Source organism: Streptomyces sp. NPDC043876, from assembly GCF_056435825.1.
This window is the reverse complement of the sequence record NZ_JBWKDV010000004.1, coordinates 695,181-710,351: the sequence shown is the minus strand read 5'-3', so window position 1 is coordinate 710,351 and position 15,171 is coordinate 695,181. Positions and strand designations below refer to the sequence as shown.

The window sequence follows — 15,171 nt, the reverse complement described above, 5'->3', positions numbered from 1 at the left end:
CTCGCGCCGCACCCGGGCCCGTGCACGCCGACCCCCTCAGCCGGGTGGGCGGCCGAACCGCACCGCGGTGACCCGGTCGCGCTGGCCGCGGTCCAGCAGGACCACGGAGTCGATGCCCGGCGCCGCGGCCGCGCCGTCGCGTGCGAGGCGCGACAGGAACCGGGCCAGCCCGCGCCGGTGGACGCCGAAGACCCGGCGCGAGGCCACCCGTCGACGGGCGAGCTGGCCGGAGAGGGCCTCGCGCGGGCCGACGTCCAGGACGACCAGGTGCAGGGGGCGTCCGGCCCGGCGCGCGGTGCGGACGAGCCAGCGGCGCATCCAGGGCCTGCTGCCGCAGTCGTGGACGAGGAGCGGGCCGCCCCGGCGCATCGCGGACCGCGTGCCCGCCATGTGCCACAGCCGGGCCCACGGACGGTACGCCGCGTACGGGAGCCAGCCGGGCATCCGGGACGCGAAGGCGGTGCGGGTGGCGCGCGGGTCGATCACGGCGGCGGCCCCCGACCAGGCGCGCAGCAGGGTGCTCTTTCCGCTGCCCGGAAGTCCGGCGACGACGACCGCCGCGCCGCGGGGGTAGGCCAGCAGGACGTCCCGGCCGGCGTCCCCCCGGAGGTCGACCATTCCCCGCGGGGATATGCGGTGGCCGGGGCATCGGGTGCCGGGGCCGGTGACCGGGCCCCGGCCCCGGCCCCGCGCCGTTGCGCGCTCGGCGCTGATGGGTGCACTCACTGGTGGTAGGCCGTCCGTTACGAGGTCTGGAAGGGCCCGAGACTACGCGAGGCCCCGCGCCGGCGGCCGGGACCGGACGCCCGCCGTCACCCCGGGACCGTCCACGGACGGGCCGTCCCTTTGGCGGTATGGCATGTACGCGGTACGGTCGCAGCGATATCGACGACGGCAGGACGGAAGCCCGGTGCAACTCCGGCACGGTCGCGCCACTGTGTAGCCGGGATCCGCCACCTCACGAGGGAGCGGATGCCGGTCAGTCAGACCCGAGAGCCGTCGTTCCTGCTCCACCGAATGGGACGCGCTGTTCCCAAGGAGGTTCTGCTGCCATGGCTCAGTCCACCGTCGCCCCCGCCGTTTCCCCCGTCATCGGGGCCGGTGCGCCGCTCCCGCTGCGCGCCGTCCTGCCCTGGGCCCTCTTCGTGGGGACGCTCATGCTCGTCGCCCTCTACTTCGTCGGCGCCGAGCAGGGCGCCACGTCGGTCTTCGCGGGCAAGGAGGTGCACGAGTGGGTGCACGACGGCCGGCACCTGCTCGGTTTCCCCTGCCACTGATACGCGGGGGACACGCACTCATGCACGCAGCAACCGTCAGACGGCTCCTCGTCCGCGGCATGGTCGCGGGCCTGCTCGCCGGCCTGATCGCCTTCGCCTTCGCCTACGTGGTCGGCGAGCCGTCGATCAACGACTCCATCGCCCTGGAGCAGACGCAGTCCGCTCCGGCGGGCCACGCCCACCACGGCGCCGGGGCGGCGCCCGCCGCGGACGAGGAGGAGGAACTCGTCAGCCGCTCGGTCCAGTCGACCTTCGGCCTGGCCACGGGGCTGCTCGTCTACGGGGTCGCGCTGGGCGGGATCGCCTCCCTGGCGTTCTGCTTCGCCTTCGGGCGCATCGGGCGCTTCGGTCCGCAGGCGACGGCGGCGCTCGTCGCCGCCGGCACCTTCACCACCGTCTACCTGGTGCCGTTCCTCAAGTACCCGGCGACCCCGCCGGCGGTGGGCAATCCGGACACCATCGGTCAGCGCACCACGCTGTTCTTCCTGATGATCCTGCTCAGCGTGCTGCTCGCGGTGGGGGCCGTCGTCATCGGACGGCGGCTGGCGCCGCGCCTGGGCAACTGGAACGCCACCGTGGCCGCCGGGGTCGGCTTCGCCGTCGTCATGGCGGTCCTCTTCCTCGTGCTGCCGGACAACGGTGACGCGGTGAAGGAGACCTTCCCGGCCGCCCTGCTGTGGGACTTCCGCATGGCCTCCCTGGGCATGCAGGCCGTCCTGTGGGCCGGATTCGGCCTGATCTTCGGCGCGCTGACGGAGCGTCTCCTCGCGCCCCGGCCCGCACACCGGGACGGTGACGCCGTGGCGGAGCCGGTAGGGCCCGCCACCGGCTGATCCCCGGGTGGTGCGGGGGGCCGTCGTGCGGGTGGGCGGCCCCCCGCGCTTTTCATGATTCCTGGTGGCCCACGGCTTTCGCGGGTACAGGTTCCAGCAGCAACGGCCGGCGGCGAGCAGCCGCGACGGGCCACCGATGACGGGAGAACGCAGTGCGGATGGGCAGAACAGCGGGATGGGTCACGGCACTTGTGCTGGCCGGGCTCTTGGCGGGGCCGCAGGCGAGCGCGCAGGCGGCCCCCGTACGGACCCACGCGGTCAGCGCCGTGGCCGGCGGCGTCGGGGGCCAGGTGCCCGTCGCGCCGACCGCGGGCGAGCGGCAGCTCGCGGCCGGGAGCACCGTCGCGGACAAGAAGGCGGACAAGAAGAAGAGCAGCAAGAAGAAGAAAAAGAGCGGGTTCTTCAAGAAGCTCGGCGCCGCCGCGGTCGTGGTCGTCCTGCTGATCGTGATCGCGGTCGTCGTGCTGATCGTCTTCGCCGTCCGCCGCTCCCGGCGCCGCGGCCAGGGATAGGGCCACCGGCCCCCGCCCGTCCGGGGTCAGTCGTGGGGGGCCTCGCCGCTCACCCGGTGGTCGGCGTGGCTGAGGGCCTCCACGACGAGGCGGCGCAGGTGCCCGTCGCCGAGCCGGTAGACGACGTGCCGCCCCTCCCGGCGGGTCTCGACGAGCCCCGCCAGCCGGAGCTTCGCCAGGTGCTGGCTCACCGCGGTGCGTGAGGCCGAGCACCGCTCGGCGAGCGAGCCGACGTCCGCTTCGTGCTGGGCGAGGAGCCACAGCAGGTGCAGCCGGGTGGCGTCGGAGAGCAGCGCGAAGACCGCCGCGGCCTCGCTCAGGCGGGCGTCGTCGGGGGCGCGCAGGTGTGACGCGGTGGCAACGGGGGCTGGCTCGCTGACGGGCATGCGACCAGGGTATGTCGGCCGTTCCCGCGGCCTCCGCCGCCTCCACCCGCACCCCCGCCCGCGCGCCGCGTGCACGGGCAGCGTCGGGAGTACATGTGCGCAGTTGCGCACATGACGCTAGGGTGGGGGCGTCCGGCAGCGCCGCACCCCCGTGAAGGACGCCCGCATGCTCTCCGTGCTCCGCAACCGCGCCTACCGCCGCCTGTTCACCGCCCAGGTGATCGCCCTGGTCGGTACGGGCCTGGCCACGGTCGCCCTGGGCCTGCTCGCCTACGACATCGCGGGCCCCCGGGCCGGATCGGTGCTCGGCACGGCCCTCGCGATCAAGATGGTCGCCTACGTCGCCATCGCGCCGGCGATCGGCGTCGTCGCGCACCGGATCCCGCGCCGCGCCCTGATGGCCGGGTCCGACCTCGTCCGCGCCGGGGTGGCCCTGGCACTGCCCTTCGTCGACCAGGTGTGGCAGGTCTACGTCCTGATCTTCGCCCTCCAGGCGGCCTCCGCGGCCTTCACGCCGACCTTCCAGGCGGTCATCCCCGACGTACTGCCCGAGGAGCGCGACTACACCCGGGCGCTGTCCCTCTCCCGCCTCGCCTACGACCTGGAGAGCCTGTTCAGTCCGGCGCTCGCGGCCGCCCTCATGACCTTCATGAGCTACGGCCTGCTCTTCCTCGGCACGGTCGCCGGGTTTCTCGCCTCCGCCGCGCTCGTCGTCTCCGCGGTCCTGCCCGCGCGGGCGCCCCAGCCGGAGCGGGCGGGCGGGGCCTACACCGCGGCCACCGCGGGGAGCCGGCTGTTCTTCCGGGTGCCGCGCCTGCGGGCCCTGCTGTGCCTCGACCTCGCGGCCGCGGCCGCGAGCGCCCTGGTCACCGTCAACACCGTCGTCTACGTCCGCGACCGCCTCGGCCGCTCCGGCGGCGACGTCGCCTTCGCCCTGGGCGCCTACGGTGCGGGCTCCATGCTGGTCGCCCTGCTGCTGCCGCGGCTCCTCGACCGGGTCGCCGACCGCGCCGTCATGCTGCGCGGCGCCGCGCTGCTGACCGCGGTGTTCGCCGCGGTCGGTGTGGTCACCGCGGCTCCCGGCGGCGCCTGGCGCTGGCCCGCGCTCCTCGGCGCCTGGGCGGCCTTCGGAGCAGGGTGCGCCCTGGTCCTCACCCCGACGGGTCGGGTCATCCGCCGCTCGGCCCCGCCGGGGGAGCGCACGGCCGCCTTCGCCGCCCACTTCTCCCTCTCCCACGGCGCCTGGCTGCTCACCTACCCGCTGGCGGGCTGGGTCGGAGCCACGGCCGGACTGCTCGCCGCCGTCGTCGTCCTCGGCGTCATCGGTCTGGCCGCGGCCGTGGCGGCGATGCGGCTCTGGCCCGCCCGCGACGCCGCGGACGCGCCCCCCCGTCCCCGGCGGCGGGCGCGCCGTCACCGCTCGTACAGGCCGGCCAGCCGCTGCGCGAAGGGCGTGACGTCCTCGAACGCGTCGGCCGTCGTCCCTGCGCGGCCGCGGCCCTCGGAGAGCTGGTCGGCCAGCTCCCCGGCGGCGCGCTCGATCCGGGACGCGAGGCCGTCCGTGGTCCCCCAGTCCTCGGAGGCGGCGTAGACGCCGGTCGGCAGGACCAGGGCGCGCAGGTACGCGAACAGGGGGCGCAGTCCGTGTTCCAGGGCGAGGGAGTGCCGGGCCGTGCCGCCGGTCGCGGCGATGAGGACCGGCGTCCCCGTCAGGGCGTCCTTGTCGAGGACGTCGAAGAACGATTTGAACAGCCCGCTGTAGGACGCGGTGAAGACCGGGGTCACGGCGATCAGGGCGTCGGCCCGGGCGACCGCGTCCAGCGCCTCCCGCAGTCTTCCGACCGGGAAGCCGGTGGTCATGGCCGTGGCGATGTCGACGGCGAGGTCGCGCAGTTCGACCGTCTCCACCTCCACCGTCACCCCGCGCTCCGCGAGGAGCCGGTGGGTCGCGCCGGTGAGGCGGTCGGTCAGCAGGCGGGTCGAGGAGGGCCGGCTCAGGCCGGCGGTGACCGCGACCAGTCGCAGGGTGCTCATGGTGGTCCGCTTTCTGGGTGGGGAGTGGTTTCCGGGGGCCGGGGGCCGGGGGCCCGGAGGTCAGGTGGTCGCGGGCGCCTCGGCGTCGCGCGCCGCGACGAGGGCGGCGTGCGTGGGCGCGTCCGGCACTCCGGCGGGCCGGCCGATCGCGAACTCCTTGCGCAGGACCGGTACGACGTGCTCGCCGAGGAGGTCGATCTGCTCCAGGACGGTCTTCAGCGGCAGGCCCGCGTGGTCCACGAGGAACAGCTGGCGCTGGTAGTCGCCCGCGTAGTCGCGGAAGGACAGCGTCCGCTCGATGACCTGCTGCGGCGACCCGACGGTGAGCGGCGTCTCGCGGGCGAAGTCCTCCAGCGACGGGCCGTTTCCGTAGACCGGCGCACGGTCGAAGTACGGGCGGAACTCCCGGACCGCGTCCTGGCTGTTGGCGCGCATGAACACGTGACCGCCCAGGCCCACGATCGCCTGCTCCTCGGTGCCGTGGCCGTAGTGGGCGTAGCGGCGCCGGTAGAGCCGGACCATCCTCTCGGTGTGCTCCTTGGGCCAGAAGATGTTGTTGTGGAAGAACCCGTCACCGTAGAAGGCGGCCTGTTCCGCGATCTCGGGGGAGCGGATCGAGCCGTGCCAGACGAAGGGCGCGACGCCGTCCAGCGGCCGGGGAGTGGACGTGAACGACTGGAGCGGCGTACGGAACCGGCCTTCCCAGTCCACCGATTTCCGGCGCCACAGCTGGTGCAGCAGCTCGTAGTTCTCCAGCGCCAGGTCGATGCCGTCGCGGATGTCCTTGCCGAACCACGGGTAGACCGGGCCGGTGTTGCCGCGCCCCATCATCAGGTCCACCCGGCCCTCGGCCAGGTGCTGGAGCATGGCGTAGTCCTCGGCGATCTTCACCGGGTCGTTGGTGGTGATCAGCGTCGTGGACGTCGACAGCAGCAGCGTGCTGGTCCTGGCGGCGATCCACCCGAGCATCGTGGTGGGGGAGGAGGGGACGAACGGCGGGTTGTGGTGCTCACCGGTGGCGAAGACGTCGAGGCCCGCCTGCTCCGCGTGGAGGGCGATGGTGGTCATGGCCTTGATGCGCTCGTGCTCGGTGACCGTCGTGCCGGTGGTGGGGTCCTCGGTCAGGTCGCCCACGGTGAAGATGCCGAACTGCATCCCGCTCATTCTTCCCACTCCCATGTTGTTGATTATTTAACTATATGGCCTGTAACCGAGGACCCCGCGGCCGAATTCCCGTGATCGGGAAGAGACGAATGACGGCCGTGGTGACCGAAGCGCCGACAGCCGTCGTGGTGGCCGGGGTCGTCGTCGCGTTCATGGGGTCTCGTTCTGTCGGGGGGGTGGTGGAGGCGCCGGGGCTGAGCCAGGGGCGCAGGACGCGGGTGACGGCGGGCATCGCGGCGTACGTCATCGGCACGCTGAACAGCACCGCGAAGACGGCCGTCCGCGCCGGGGCGGGCCATGCCGCCAGGTGCGGGGTCAGGACCGCGCCGCCGAGCAGGGGGACGGGGAAGATACCGAGGGCGGAACCGACCGCCCTCTTCCAGCGCGGCGGGGTGGCGGCCGCGCTGCCCGGCTCGGCGAACCAGCCTTCGATCCCGGTCAGTTCACGCCGCGCGACCTCGGTGTTGGCCTGGCGGGCGATGGCCGCCGCCCTTGCGGTCGGGCAGCGCGCGGCCCCGCTGGAGCGGGCCGTGCGCCTGCTGGAACAGGGCGAGGCCAGGGTCGAACTGGCTGCGGCGCCGGCCGACCTGGCCGAGGTCTGCCGTGCGGCCGGCGACCCCGGCCGGGCCCGGACCCTCCTGCGGCGGGCGCGCGGGCCGGCCGAGGACTCGGAGGCCGTCCTGCTCGTCCGGCGCATCGACGACGAGGTGCGCCGTGCGTCCGCCACCCACGCCCCGGGGGAGGCGCAGGCGTCGGCTCCGGAGCGCGAGCGGGAAGGCGCGGCGGGAGCGGGGCGTTGAGGGCCTTCGGGGAGGCCGCGGCCCCGTCAGGGCGCCGGGGTGAAGCCGCCCCACACCGCGAGGGCGCCGTGGGCGCCGACGGCGTCGACGCGGTAGCCGTCCCGGGCCAGCTCGCGCGCGCCCGCGGCGTGGTTGTACTGTCCCGCGAAGACGTGCTGCCCGGTCGGGACCGTGCGGCCGGGCTTCAGCACCCAGCGGTAGACCACGGCCCCGGCCTCGGACCGCACGGTGACGCTGAAGTCGTCGGCGGGCATCGTCCGCCAGTGCCCGGTGCTGCGCACGTCACCGGTCTGCGCGACGCGCAGCTCCACGGTGAGCGCGGTGAGCGGCTGCGTGGTCCTGAGGGTGATGTTGCTCTGCGTCCAGTAGGCGTTCCCGTTCGCGGCCAGGGAACCGGCCGACCACAGGGGCCCGTCCTGGACGTGCGCGCCGGGCCGGGCGGAATCCGCGCCGCCCGACGCCCCGGGGGCCGGGCCCGTCGGGGACGGGTGCGCCGACGCGGTCGGGCCGCCGGTGGCGGGCGCCGAGGGCGTCGTACGGGCACCTTCCGACGAGGGGTGCGCGGACGGCCCCGGGGATGCGTCCGGACCGGACGGCGCCGCGTGGGTGGCCGAGATCCGCGGCCGCTCCGGTGGCGTCTGCACGAGGGAGGCCACGGCGACTCCGCCGACGGCCAGGACCCCGGCCGCGGCGACGGAGGCGAGCGCGATCCCCTGCCAGCGCCATGCGCCCGCCGCCCGGTGGGGGCGTGCGGGTGCGCCGGACATGCCGCGTTCCACGCGTGCCAGGATCCGGGCGCGGTCGGGCTCGTGGGCCTCGGCGGCTGCGCGCAGCCGCCGGGCGAGTTCCTCGTTCAACGGCTCCTCCTCCCCGCCAGCAGATCCCTGGCCGCTCGTGTGCCGCCCAGCATCCGTTCCAGTTCGGCCATTCCCTTCGAGGTCTGGCTCTTCACCGTACCGACCGATATCCCGAGCGCCTCGGCGGTGTCCCTCTCCGACAGGTCGAAGGCGTGCCGCAGCACCACGCAGGCGCGCTTGCGGAACGGCAACCGGGCCAGAGCGCTCCGCACGTCGACCACCGAGGCCACGTCCGGACCGTCCGCCGGCTCCACGCCGCGGGACCAGAACAGGGCCACCCGGCGGCGCTCGCGCACCGCGCTGCGGATGCGCGAGCGGGCCAGGTTGGCGACCACACCGCGGGCGTAGGCCACGGGGTGCTCGGCCCGGCGCAGCCGGTCCCAGCGCTGCCACAGGGCGACCAGGGCGTCCGCGGCCAGATCGTCGGCGCCGTCCGCTTCACCCGTCAACAGGTGGGCGAACCGGGCGAGTCCGGCGTAGTGGCGTTCGAAGAAGTCGTGGAACTCCGCCGACGCGTCATCGGGGACCATGTGCGTCGGTCGCCCCCTCCGAAAATGTGTGCGTTAACAAAGGACGGCAGCGTACCAGTGCGCGGCGGGCCGGACTCCCCGCCCCCGGCTCCGGCCCGCTCCCGGCCCACGGTCTCAGTGCGGGGCGAACTGGAGGCGGGTGGGCTGGGCGACGTCCGGCAGTATCGCGGCCCCCTCGACGGTCAGTTGCTCGCCGTAGATGTCGGTGATCCGCACCGCGCCGCCGCACCCGCCGCCGTCGGCGGAGAGGAAGTGGTTGTAGCCGGTGCGCGGCAGTCTCCGCCAGTCCGCGGCGGTGCGCACCTCCAACCGGGCCACCGGATTGCGGTGGTTGAGAACCTGGAGTGCGCACCAGTACACGCTGGACCCGGTTTTGTAGCGCAGCGCGATCGTGCCGGAGTCCGCGGGGCTCAGCAGGGTCCAGGTGATCGGTATGCGGCCGACCTTGAGCTCGGCCAGTTTCGCGAAGGCCTGCTGGCTGAGGTCCAGTTGGCCGGGGGCGCAGGGCAGCGGGCACTCGTTGGTGATGCGCACCGTGATCGAGGCGCCGCTCGCGGCGCGGACGCGCACGTAGGCACCGCACGCCCTGGAGGTCTCGTAGTCGGTGGTGTTCATCGCCGCCGTCATGACGTCGTCGGTCGGGCCGAACAGGCAGGCGCCGTTGCCGTCGCCCGCGGCGTAGGCGGTGGCGACGCCCTGGTAGGTGGCGCCGGGCTTGATGCGTCCCGCCGACGGCGCGGGCGGGGGCGCGGCCTGCGGGGTGGCACGGGCCGACGGCTCCGCAGCGGCGCTGGTCGCGGGGGCGGTCGGGGTCGCCGTCGCCGCGGTGGGCGAGGGTGTGGCCGGGGGCGCGGAGCCGGTCGGGGCCGGGAGCGTGGCGCCCGGCCGGGTGGCGGCGGCCGCCTCCGTCCCGGCCCCGGCCGCGCGGCCCGCTGCGGCCCGGGTCCCGTGGTTGGGGAGCAGGGTCGTCACCAGGCAGACGAGGCCGGCGACGGCGGTCACCGTCACCGCCGTCGCCCATATCCGTCTCTGTCGCTGCCTGCGCTGCCGCGCGGCCTGCCGTGCCGTGTGCATGTCTGTCCGTTCGACGATCCGGGTCGAGGTGCACTACCCGGTCGCCGCCGGAGGCGGAAAGGTTGCCGAGGAAAGGAGGAAAGAGCAAAGAGGAACGAGGGAAGAGGACCCCGCCCGGCTCAGCCTCCGGCCTTGCGCTTGTTGTAGACGTCGAAGCCGACGGCAGCGAGCAGCACCAGGCCCTTGATGACCTGCTGGTAGTCGGTGCCCACACCGACCAGCGACATGCCGTTGTTCAGTACGCCGAGCACCAGGCCACCGGTGAGGGCGCCGATGACCGTTCCCACGCCGCCGCTCGCGGAGGCGCCGCCGATGAAGGCCGCGGCGATCGCCTCCAGCTCGAAGTTGATGCCGGCCTGCGGCGTACCGGCGTTGAGCCGCGCGGCGAAGACCAGTCCGGCCAGCGCCGCGAGGACGCCCATGTTCACGAAGGCGAGGAAGACGACCCGCTTGCTCTTCACGCCGGACAGCCGCGCCGCCGCCTCGTTGCCGCCGATGGCGTAGGTGTGGCGGCCGAGGATCGAATTGCGCATCACGTACCCGAAGCCCACCAGCAGCACGCCGAGGATCAGCAGGACGATCGGCACGCCGTGGTAGCTGGCCAGCAGCAGCGTGAAGGCCACCACGGCCGCGGCGATCGCGCCGAGCTTCACCAGGAACAGGCTCATCGGGAGCGGTTCCAGCCCGTAGGAGACGGCCCGCCGCCGTCCGCGCACCTCTTGCAGGACCGCGACGGCGAGCACCGCGAAGCCCAGCAGCAGCGTCAGGTTGTGGTAGTCGGTGCGGGGTCCGACCGCGGGGAGGAAGCCGCTGCTGATGTTCTGGAAGCCCTTGGGGAACGGTGCCACCGACTGGCCCTGCAGCAGGATCTGGGTCCCGCCGCGGAACAGCAGCATGCCGGCCAGGGTGACGATGAACGAGGGGATCCCGAGGTAGGCGATCCAGAACCCCTGCCAGGCGCCGGCGAGGGCCCCGATCAGCAGCGCGGCCGCCACCGCGGCGGGCCACGGCACGTCGTGCTTGACCATCAGCACCGCCGCGGCCGCCCCGACGAAGGCCGCGAGGGACCCGACCGACAGGTCGATGTGACCGGCGATGATGACGATCATCATGCCGATCGCCAGGATGAGGATGTAGCCGTTCTGCTGGATCAGGTTGGTGATGTTGAGCGGCTGGAGGAGGATGCCGTCCGTCCAGATCTGGAACAGCAGCACGATCAGCGCGAGCGCGAACAGCATGCCGTACTGGCGCAGGTTGCCGCGCAGGGCCCGGGCCAGTACGGCGCCGGCCGACGGTCGTCGGCCGGTGTCCGGTGCGCCGGGCTCTGTCTTGGGGGTGGTCTGGATCTGGGCCATGCCTCACACCTGCTTGTCGGGGTATGCCGCGCTCATGGTCATGAGCCGCATGAGGGATTCCTGGGTGGCGTCGGCACGGGCCACCTCACCGGTGATCCGGCCTTCGGCCATGGTGTAGATCCGGTCGCACAGGCCCAGGAGTTCGGGGAGTTCGGAGGAAATGACGAGGACCGTCCTGCCCTCGGCGGCGAGGTCGGCGATGACGGTGTAGATCTCCGCCTTGGCGCCGATGTCGATGCCGCGGGTGGGCTCGTCGAGGATCAGCACCTCCGGACCGGCGAAGATCCACTTGCTGAGGACGACCTTCTGCTGGTTGCCGCCGCTGAGCTTGCCGGTCTGCGCGAACACCGAAGGGGCCTTGATGTTCATGGACCGCCGAAACGATTCCGCGACCCGCGTCTCCTCGTGCCGGTCGACCCAGCCGCGCCGGGAGACCTTGCCGAGGGCGCTCAGCGAGATGTTCCGGCTGATGTCGTCGCCCAGGTCGAGGCCGAGCTGCTTGCGGTCCTCGGTCACGTACGCGATGCCGTGCCCGATCGCCTCTGGCACGGTCCGGGTACGGATCTCCTTGCCGTGCATCCGCACCCGGCCGCCGGTCCAGCGTCCGTACGAGCGGCCGAAGACGCTCATCGCCAGCTCGGTGCGGCCGGCGCCCATGAGGCCGGCGACGCCGACGATCTCGCCCCGGCGGACGTTCAGCGAGACGCCGTCCACCACGTTGCGCCGGTGGTCGATCGGGTGCTGGACGCTCCAGTCCTCGATCTCGAAGGCGATCTCGCCGATCTGCGGGGTGCGCTCGGGATAGCGGTGTTCCAGGTCGCGGCCGACCATGCCCCGGATGATCCGGTCCTCGGAGATGCCCTCGGAACCGATGGCCAGGGTCTCGATGGTCCGCCCGTCGCGCAGGATGGTGACGGCGTCGGCGACCCGGGCGATCTCGTTCAGCTTGTGCGAGATGAGGATGCAGGAGATGCCCTGCGTCTTGAGGTCGAGGATCAGGTCGAGCAGCTTGCGGCTGTCCTCGTCGTTCAGGGCGGCCGTCGGCTCGTCCAGGATGAGCAGTTTGACCTCTTTGGCGAGCGCCTTGGCGATCTCGACCAGCTGCTGCTTGCCCACGCCGAGATCGGCGATCCGGGTGTGCGGACTCTCGTCGAGCCCGACCTGGCGCATCAGCGCGGCGGCGTGGGTCAGGGTCCGGTGCCAGCTGATCACGCCCCGGGTGGCGTGCTCGTTGCCGAGGAAGATGTTCTCGGCGATGGAGAGGTACGGCACCAGGGCGAGTTCCTGGTGGATGATCACGATGCCGCGCTGCTCGCTGGCCCGGATGTCCCGGAACCGGCAGGGCTCGCCCTCGAAGCGGATCTCGCCCTCGTAGCCGCCGTGCGGGTACACGCCGCTGAGCACCTTCATCAGGGTGGACTTGCCGGCGCCGTTCTCCCCGCAGATGGCGTGCACCTCACCTGCGGCGACGGTGAGGTTGACCTCGGAAAGGGCCTTGACGCCGGGGAACGTCTTGGTGATCGACCGCATTTCGAGCACGGGTCGGGCCATGGTTGTGCATCCGTATCGTCGGGGCGGTGGGACGCCGGGCGCTCTCGCGGGCGTCGCACCGCCGGTTCGGCGTCGCCGGACCCGTCGGTCGGGCGCCGGGGGCTACTTGAGCTGGTCCGCGGTGTACTGGCCGCTCTCCACCAGGATCTTCTGGTAGTTCTCCTTGTCGACGCTGACCGGCTGCAGCAGCTGCGCCGGCACGGTCTTGACGCCGTTGTTGTACTGGTTCGTGTCGTTGACCTCGGGCTTGCCGCCGGTCAGCAGCGCGTTGCCCATCTGGACCGTGGCCTTGGCGAGCTGGCGGGTGTCCTTGTAGACGGTCTGGGTCTGCTCGCCCGCGATGATCGACTTCACCGAGGCCAGCTCGGCGTCCTGACCCGTGACGACGGGCAGTGCCTGACCGGAGCCGTAGCCGACGCCCTTGAGCGAGGAGATGATGCCGATCGAGATGCCGTCGTAGGGGGAGAGCACGGCGTCGACGCGGGCGCCCGTGTACGACTTGCTCAGCAGGTTGTCCATCCGGGACTGGGCGAGACCGCCGTCCCAGCGCAGCGTGGCGACCTGGTTGAAGGAGGTCTGGCCGCTGCGCACGACCAGCTTCTTCTCGTCGACGTACGGCTTGAGGACGCTCATCGCACCGTTGAAGAAGAAGGTGGCGTTGTTGTCGTCCGGCGAACCGGCGAAGAGCTCGACGTTGAACGGACCCTTGCCGTCCTTGAGGCCGAGCTTGTCGACGATGTAGCTGCCCTGGAGGACGCCGACCTTGTAGTTGTCGAAGGTCGCGTAGTAGTCGACGTTCCCGGTGCCGCGGATCAGGCGGTCGTAGGAGATCACGGGGACGTGCGCGTCGGCGGCCTTCTGGAGCACGTTGGTGAGCGAGGAACCGTCGATCGCGGCGATCACCAGCAGCTTGGCACCCTTGGTGATCATGTTCTCGACCTGGGAGACCTGGTTCTCCACCACGTTGTTGCCGTACTGGAGGTCGGTCTTGTAGCCCTTGGCCTGGAACTCCTTGACCATGTTGGCGCCGTCGTTGATCCAGCGCTCCGACGACTTGGTGGGCATCGCTATGCCGACGAGGGCGCCCTTGTTGTCCCCGCCCGTCGCGCCGGCCCCACCGGCCCCGCCGTCGCCCGCGCCGTTGGCGCTCTGGCCGCAGGCCGCGAGAGACAGGGTCAGACCCACCGCGACAAGGCCCGCTGAAAGCTTCCGCACAGTTCCTCCAGTGATGTTCCGCGACCGGCACAGTGCGACCCGGTTGGGCGACCGGAAGCGGTCGAGCGGGGCGGCCGAGAGCCGGTTTCCCGCGCTGCGCCGGGCTGGAGTTACAGCCGCTCCAGCCTGGCGTTACATGAGTGTTAACGCTCACAAGTGAGTCGTCAAGGGTCTGCTCGATCACTGTTGGGCCAACAATCGGGCGAGCGATCGGCCGCTGCGGGCAGCCGCGTGCCGAGGCGGCCGCCCCCGTCGTCCCTGCTCACGGCCGGGCCCGTACCCCGCCGCGCGCCGCACGGGCCGCCGGTGCTCGCATAGCCTTCGGCGGGGGCCGGTAGCGTACCGTGGCCCGGAATCGAGGAGGGACGTGCGAGTGGGAACCGACAGTGCCGGGACCGAGCAGCGCCACCCTGTGATGGCGGACGTGGCGAAACTGGCCGGCGTCTCCCACCAGACGGTGTCCCGGGTGCTCAACGGGGCCCCGCACGTGCGGCCCGGCACCCGCGAGCGGGTGCTCGCCGCCATCCGGGAGCTGGACTACCGGCCCAACTCGGCCGCCCGCGCCCTGGTCACCCGCCGCTCCCGCAACCTCGGGGTGGTCAGCTTCGAATCCACGCTCTACGGTCCCGCCTCGATGCTGGACGGCATCGAGCACGCCGCCCGCAGCGCGGGGTACTTCGTCAGCGTGGCGAGCCTGCGCTCGCTGGACGGCCGCTCCGTCCAGGAGGCCGTCGACCGGCTGCGCGACCAGGGCGTGGAAGGCGTGGTCGTGATCGCGCCGCAGATCTCCGCCGTCAGCGCGGTGGCCCGGCTCTCCAGCTCCGTGCCGGTCGTCGCGGTCGGATCGGGCAGCCAGTCACCGGTTCCCATGGTCTCGGTGGACAACCGGTCCGGCGCGGAAGGGGCCACCCGGCACCTGCTCGACCTGGGCCACCGCACCGTGCACCACCTGGCCGGACCGGCGGGCTGGCTGGAGAGCCAGGACCGCGAGGAGGGCTGGCGCGGCGCGCTGGAGGCGGCCGGGGCGCCCGTACCGCCCGTGGAACGCGGCGACTGGAGTGCGCGCGCCGGCTACCAGGCGGGCTTGCGCATCGCCGAACTGGACGACGTCTCCGCGGTCTTCTGCGCCAACGACCACATGGCGCTCGGCCTGCTGCGCGCCCTGCACGAGGCCGGGCGCTCGATCCCGGGCGACATCAGCGTGGTCGGCTTCGACGACATTCCCGAGGCCGCATACTTCACTCCGCCCCTGGCCACGGTGCGGCAGGACTTCGGCGAGCTGGGCCGCCGGGCCCTGGAGCTGCTCGTGGAGGAGCTGGCGGGCGGCGCGCACGCGCGCACCCATGTGCGGATCACGCCGGAAATGGTGCTGCGCCGCAGCGTGGGGCCCGCCGGGCGCCGTTGAGGCGGCGCGGGGGTATGACTCCCGGCTGCGGTGGGGCCCTGGCGGCGACGCGGGTTCCGTGACGACGCGGGTTCCGTGACGAATCCGCTCCCCGCGCGCAGCGCCCTTTGTTAACGTTCACAACACGATGGTCGATCGCCCTCGGTGCCTGTTCGCCACACCGTCGAAGCGCTTGGAC

15 protein-coding genes and 1 pseudogene are annotated in these 15,171 nt (G+C 72.7%); 6 read left to right on the top strand and 10 right to left on the bottom strand.

Annotated elements, in window-relative coordinates; translation table 11 throughout:
• Nucleotides 1–36: 36 nt before the first annotated feature.
• Nucleotides 37–618, bottom strand: a complete 582-nt coding sequence (locus AC0693_RS16855; protein ID WP_469331760.1) for an AAA family ATPase — start codon at nt 616–618, stop codon at nt 37–39.
• 434 nt (nt 619–1,052) lie between these two features.
• On the opposite strand from AC0693_RS16855, the gene AC0693_RS16850 reads away from it, so the two are divergent.
• From AC0693_RS16850 to AC0693_RS16840, 3 genes are all read left to right on the top strand, one after another.
• Nucleotides 1,053–1,277: a CbtB domain-containing protein gene (locus AC0693_RS16850; protein ID WP_469316331.1), complete on the top strand. Its 225-nt coding sequence runs from the start codon at nt 1,053–1,055 to the stop codon at nt 1,275–1,277.
• 20 nt (nt 1,278–1,297) lie between these two features.
• Nucleotides 1,298–2,110: a CbtA family protein gene (locus AC0693_RS16845; protein WP_469316332.1), complete on the top strand. Its 813-nt coding sequence runs from the start codon at nt 1,298–1,300 to the stop codon at nt 2,108–2,110.
• A gap of 158 nt (nt 2,111–2,268) precedes the next feature.
• Complete coding sequence (locus AC0693_RS16840; protein WP_478802215.1) at nt 2,269–2,622, top strand: hypothetical protein; 354 nt, start codon at nt 2,269–2,271, stop codon at nt 2,620–2,622.
• Between the two features lie 26 nt (nt 2,623–2,648).
• Here AC0693_RS16840 and AC0693_RS16835 read toward each other — a convergent pair whose 3' ends face one another.
• Nucleotides 2,649–3,008 (bottom strand): ArsR/SmtB family transcription factor, encoded by a 360-nt coding sequence (locus tag AC0693_RS16835; protein ID WP_356407100.1) that lies wholly within the window; start codon nt 3,006–3,008, stop codon nt 2,649–2,651.
• 166 nt (nt 3,009–3,174) lie between these two features.
• Between AC0693_RS16835 and AC0693_RS16830 the strand changes: the two are divergent.
• Nucleotides 3,175–4,428: pseudogene (locus tag AC0693_RS16830) on the top strand (MFS transporter); the annotation flags it as partial.
• On the opposite strand, the gene AC0693_RS16825 reads toward AC0693_RS16830, so the two are convergent.
• Together AC0693_RS16825 and AC0693_RS16820 are read right to left on the bottom strand one after the other, a co-directional pair.
• Nucleotides 4,422–5,042 carry an FMN reductase gene (locus tag AC0693_RS16825; RefSeq protein WP_478802214.1) on the bottom strand — a complete coding sequence of 207 codons (621 nt, stop codon included), beginning with the start codon at nt 5,040–5,042 and terminating at the stop codon, nt 4,422–4,424. The pseudogene AC0693_RS16830 and the gene AC0693_RS16825 overlap by 7 nt on opposite strands.
• A 60-nt stretch (nt 5,043–5,102) precedes the next feature.
• Nucleotides 5,103–6,197: an LLM class flavin-dependent oxidoreductase gene (locus tag AC0693_RS16820; RefSeq protein WP_478802254.1), complete on the bottom strand. Its 1,095-nt coding sequence runs from the start codon at nt 6,195–6,197 to the stop codon at nt 5,103–5,105.
• 98 nt (nt 6,198–6,295) lie between these two features.
• Between AC0693_RS16820 and AC0693_RS16815 the strand changes: the two genes are divergently transcribed.
• Nucleotides 6,296–7,006: a hypothetical protein gene (locus tag AC0693_RS16815; protein ID WP_478802213.1), complete on the top strand. Its 711-nt coding sequence runs from the start codon at nt 6,296–6,298 to the stop codon at nt 7,004–7,006.
• 26 nt (nt 7,007–7,032) lie between these two features.
• On the opposite strand, the gene AC0693_RS16810 is transcribed toward AC0693_RS16815, so the two are convergent.
• From AC0693_RS16810 to chvE, 6 genes are all read right to left on the bottom strand, one after another.
• A complete protein-coding gene (locus AC0693_RS16810) occupies nt 7,033–7,863 on the bottom strand; it encodes a hypothetical protein (protein WP_478802212.1) in 831 nt (276 codons plus the stop codon).
• Nucleotides 7,860–8,393, bottom strand: coding sequence for a SigE family RNA polymerase sigma factor (locus AC0693_RS16805; protein ID WP_478802211.1), 534 nt, complete (start codon nt 8,391–8,393; stop codon nt 7,860–7,862). Before AC0693_RS16805 ends, AC0693_RS16810 begins: the two co-directional genes overlap by 4 nt.
• A gap of 114 nt (nt 8,394–8,507) precedes the next feature.
• On the bottom strand, nt 8,508–9,395 hold the full coding sequence (locus AC0693_RS16800) for an expansin EXLX1 family cellulose-binding protein (RefSeq protein WP_478802210.1): 888 nt from the start codon (nt 9,393–9,395) through the stop codon (nt 8,508–8,510).
• A gap of 191 nt (nt 9,396–9,586) precedes the next feature.
• Nucleotides 9,587–10,822, bottom strand: a complete 1,236-nt coding sequence (gene mmsB, locus AC0693_RS16795; protein WP_356407041.1) for a multiple monosaccharide ABC transporter permease — start codon at nt 10,820–10,822, stop codon at nt 9,587–9,589.
• Nucleotides 10,823–10,825: 3 nt separating this feature from the next.
• Nucleotides 10,826–12,373 (bottom strand): multiple monosaccharide ABC transporter ATP-binding protein, encoded by a 1,548-nt coding sequence (mmsA, locus tag AC0693_RS16790; RefSeq protein ID WP_468463709.1) that lies wholly within the window; start codon nt 12,371–12,373, stop codon nt 10,826–10,828.
• Between the two features lie 102 nt (nt 12,374–12,475).
• A complete protein-coding gene (gene chvE, locus AC0693_RS16785) occupies nt 12,476–13,588 on the bottom strand; it encodes a multiple monosaccharide ABC transporter substrate-binding protein (RefSeq protein ID WP_356407035.1) in 1,113 nt (370 codons plus the stop codon).
• A 373-nt stretch (nt 13,589–13,961) separates the two neighbouring features.
• On the opposite strand from chvE, the gene AC0693_RS16780 reads away from it, so the two are divergent.
• Nucleotides 13,962–14,993: a LacI family DNA-binding transcriptional regulator gene (locus AC0693_RS16780; RefSeq protein WP_356407032.1), complete on the top strand. Its 1,032-nt coding sequence runs from the start codon at nt 13,962–13,964 to the stop codon at nt 14,991–14,993.
• The last annotated feature ends 178 nt before the right edge of the window (nt 14,994–15,171 follow it).

Coding starts and splice junctions, on each gene's coding strand:
- AC0693_RS16855 (WP_469331760.1), bottom strand. CDS start 618: ATGGTCGACCTCCGGGGGGACGCCGGCCGGGACGTCCTGCTGGCCTAC.
- AC0693_RS16850 (WP_469316331.1), top strand. CDS start 1,053: ATGGCTCAGTCCACCGTCGCCCCCGCCGTTTCCCCCGTCATCGGGGCC.
- AC0693_RS16845 (WP_469316332.1), top strand. CDS start 1,298: ATGCACGCAGCAACCGTCAGACGGCTCCTCGTCCGCGGCATGGTCGCG.
- AC0693_RS16840 (WP_478802215.1), top strand. CDS start 2,269: ATGGGCAGAACAGCGGGATGGGTCACGGCACTTGTGCTGGCCGGGCTC.
- AC0693_RS16835 (WP_356407100.1), bottom strand. CDS start 3,008: ATGCCCGTCAGCGAGCCAGCCCCCGTTGCCACCGCGTCACACCTGCGC.
- AC0693_RS16825 (WP_478802214.1), bottom strand. CDS start 5,042: ATGAGCACCCTGCGACTGGTCGCGGTCACCGCCGGCCTGAGCCGGCCC.
- AC0693_RS16820 (WP_478802254.1), bottom strand. CDS start 6,197: ATGCAGTTCGGCATCTTCACCGTGGGCGACCTGACCGAGGACCCCACC.
- AC0693_RS16815 (WP_478802213.1), top strand. CDS start 6,296: ATGACGGCCGTGGTGACCGAAGCGCCGACAGCCGTCGTGGTGGCCGGG.
- AC0693_RS16805 (WP_478802211.1), bottom strand. CDS start 8,393: ATGGTCCCCGATGACGCGTCGGCGGAGTTCCACGACTTCTTCGAACGC.
- mmsB (WP_356407041.1), bottom strand. CDS start 10,822: ATGGCCCAGATCCAGACCACCCCCAAGACAGAGCCCGGCGCACCGGAC.
- mmsA (WP_468463709.1), bottom strand. CDS start 12,373: ATGGCCCGACCCGTGCTCGAAATGCGGTCGATCACCAAGACGTTCCCC.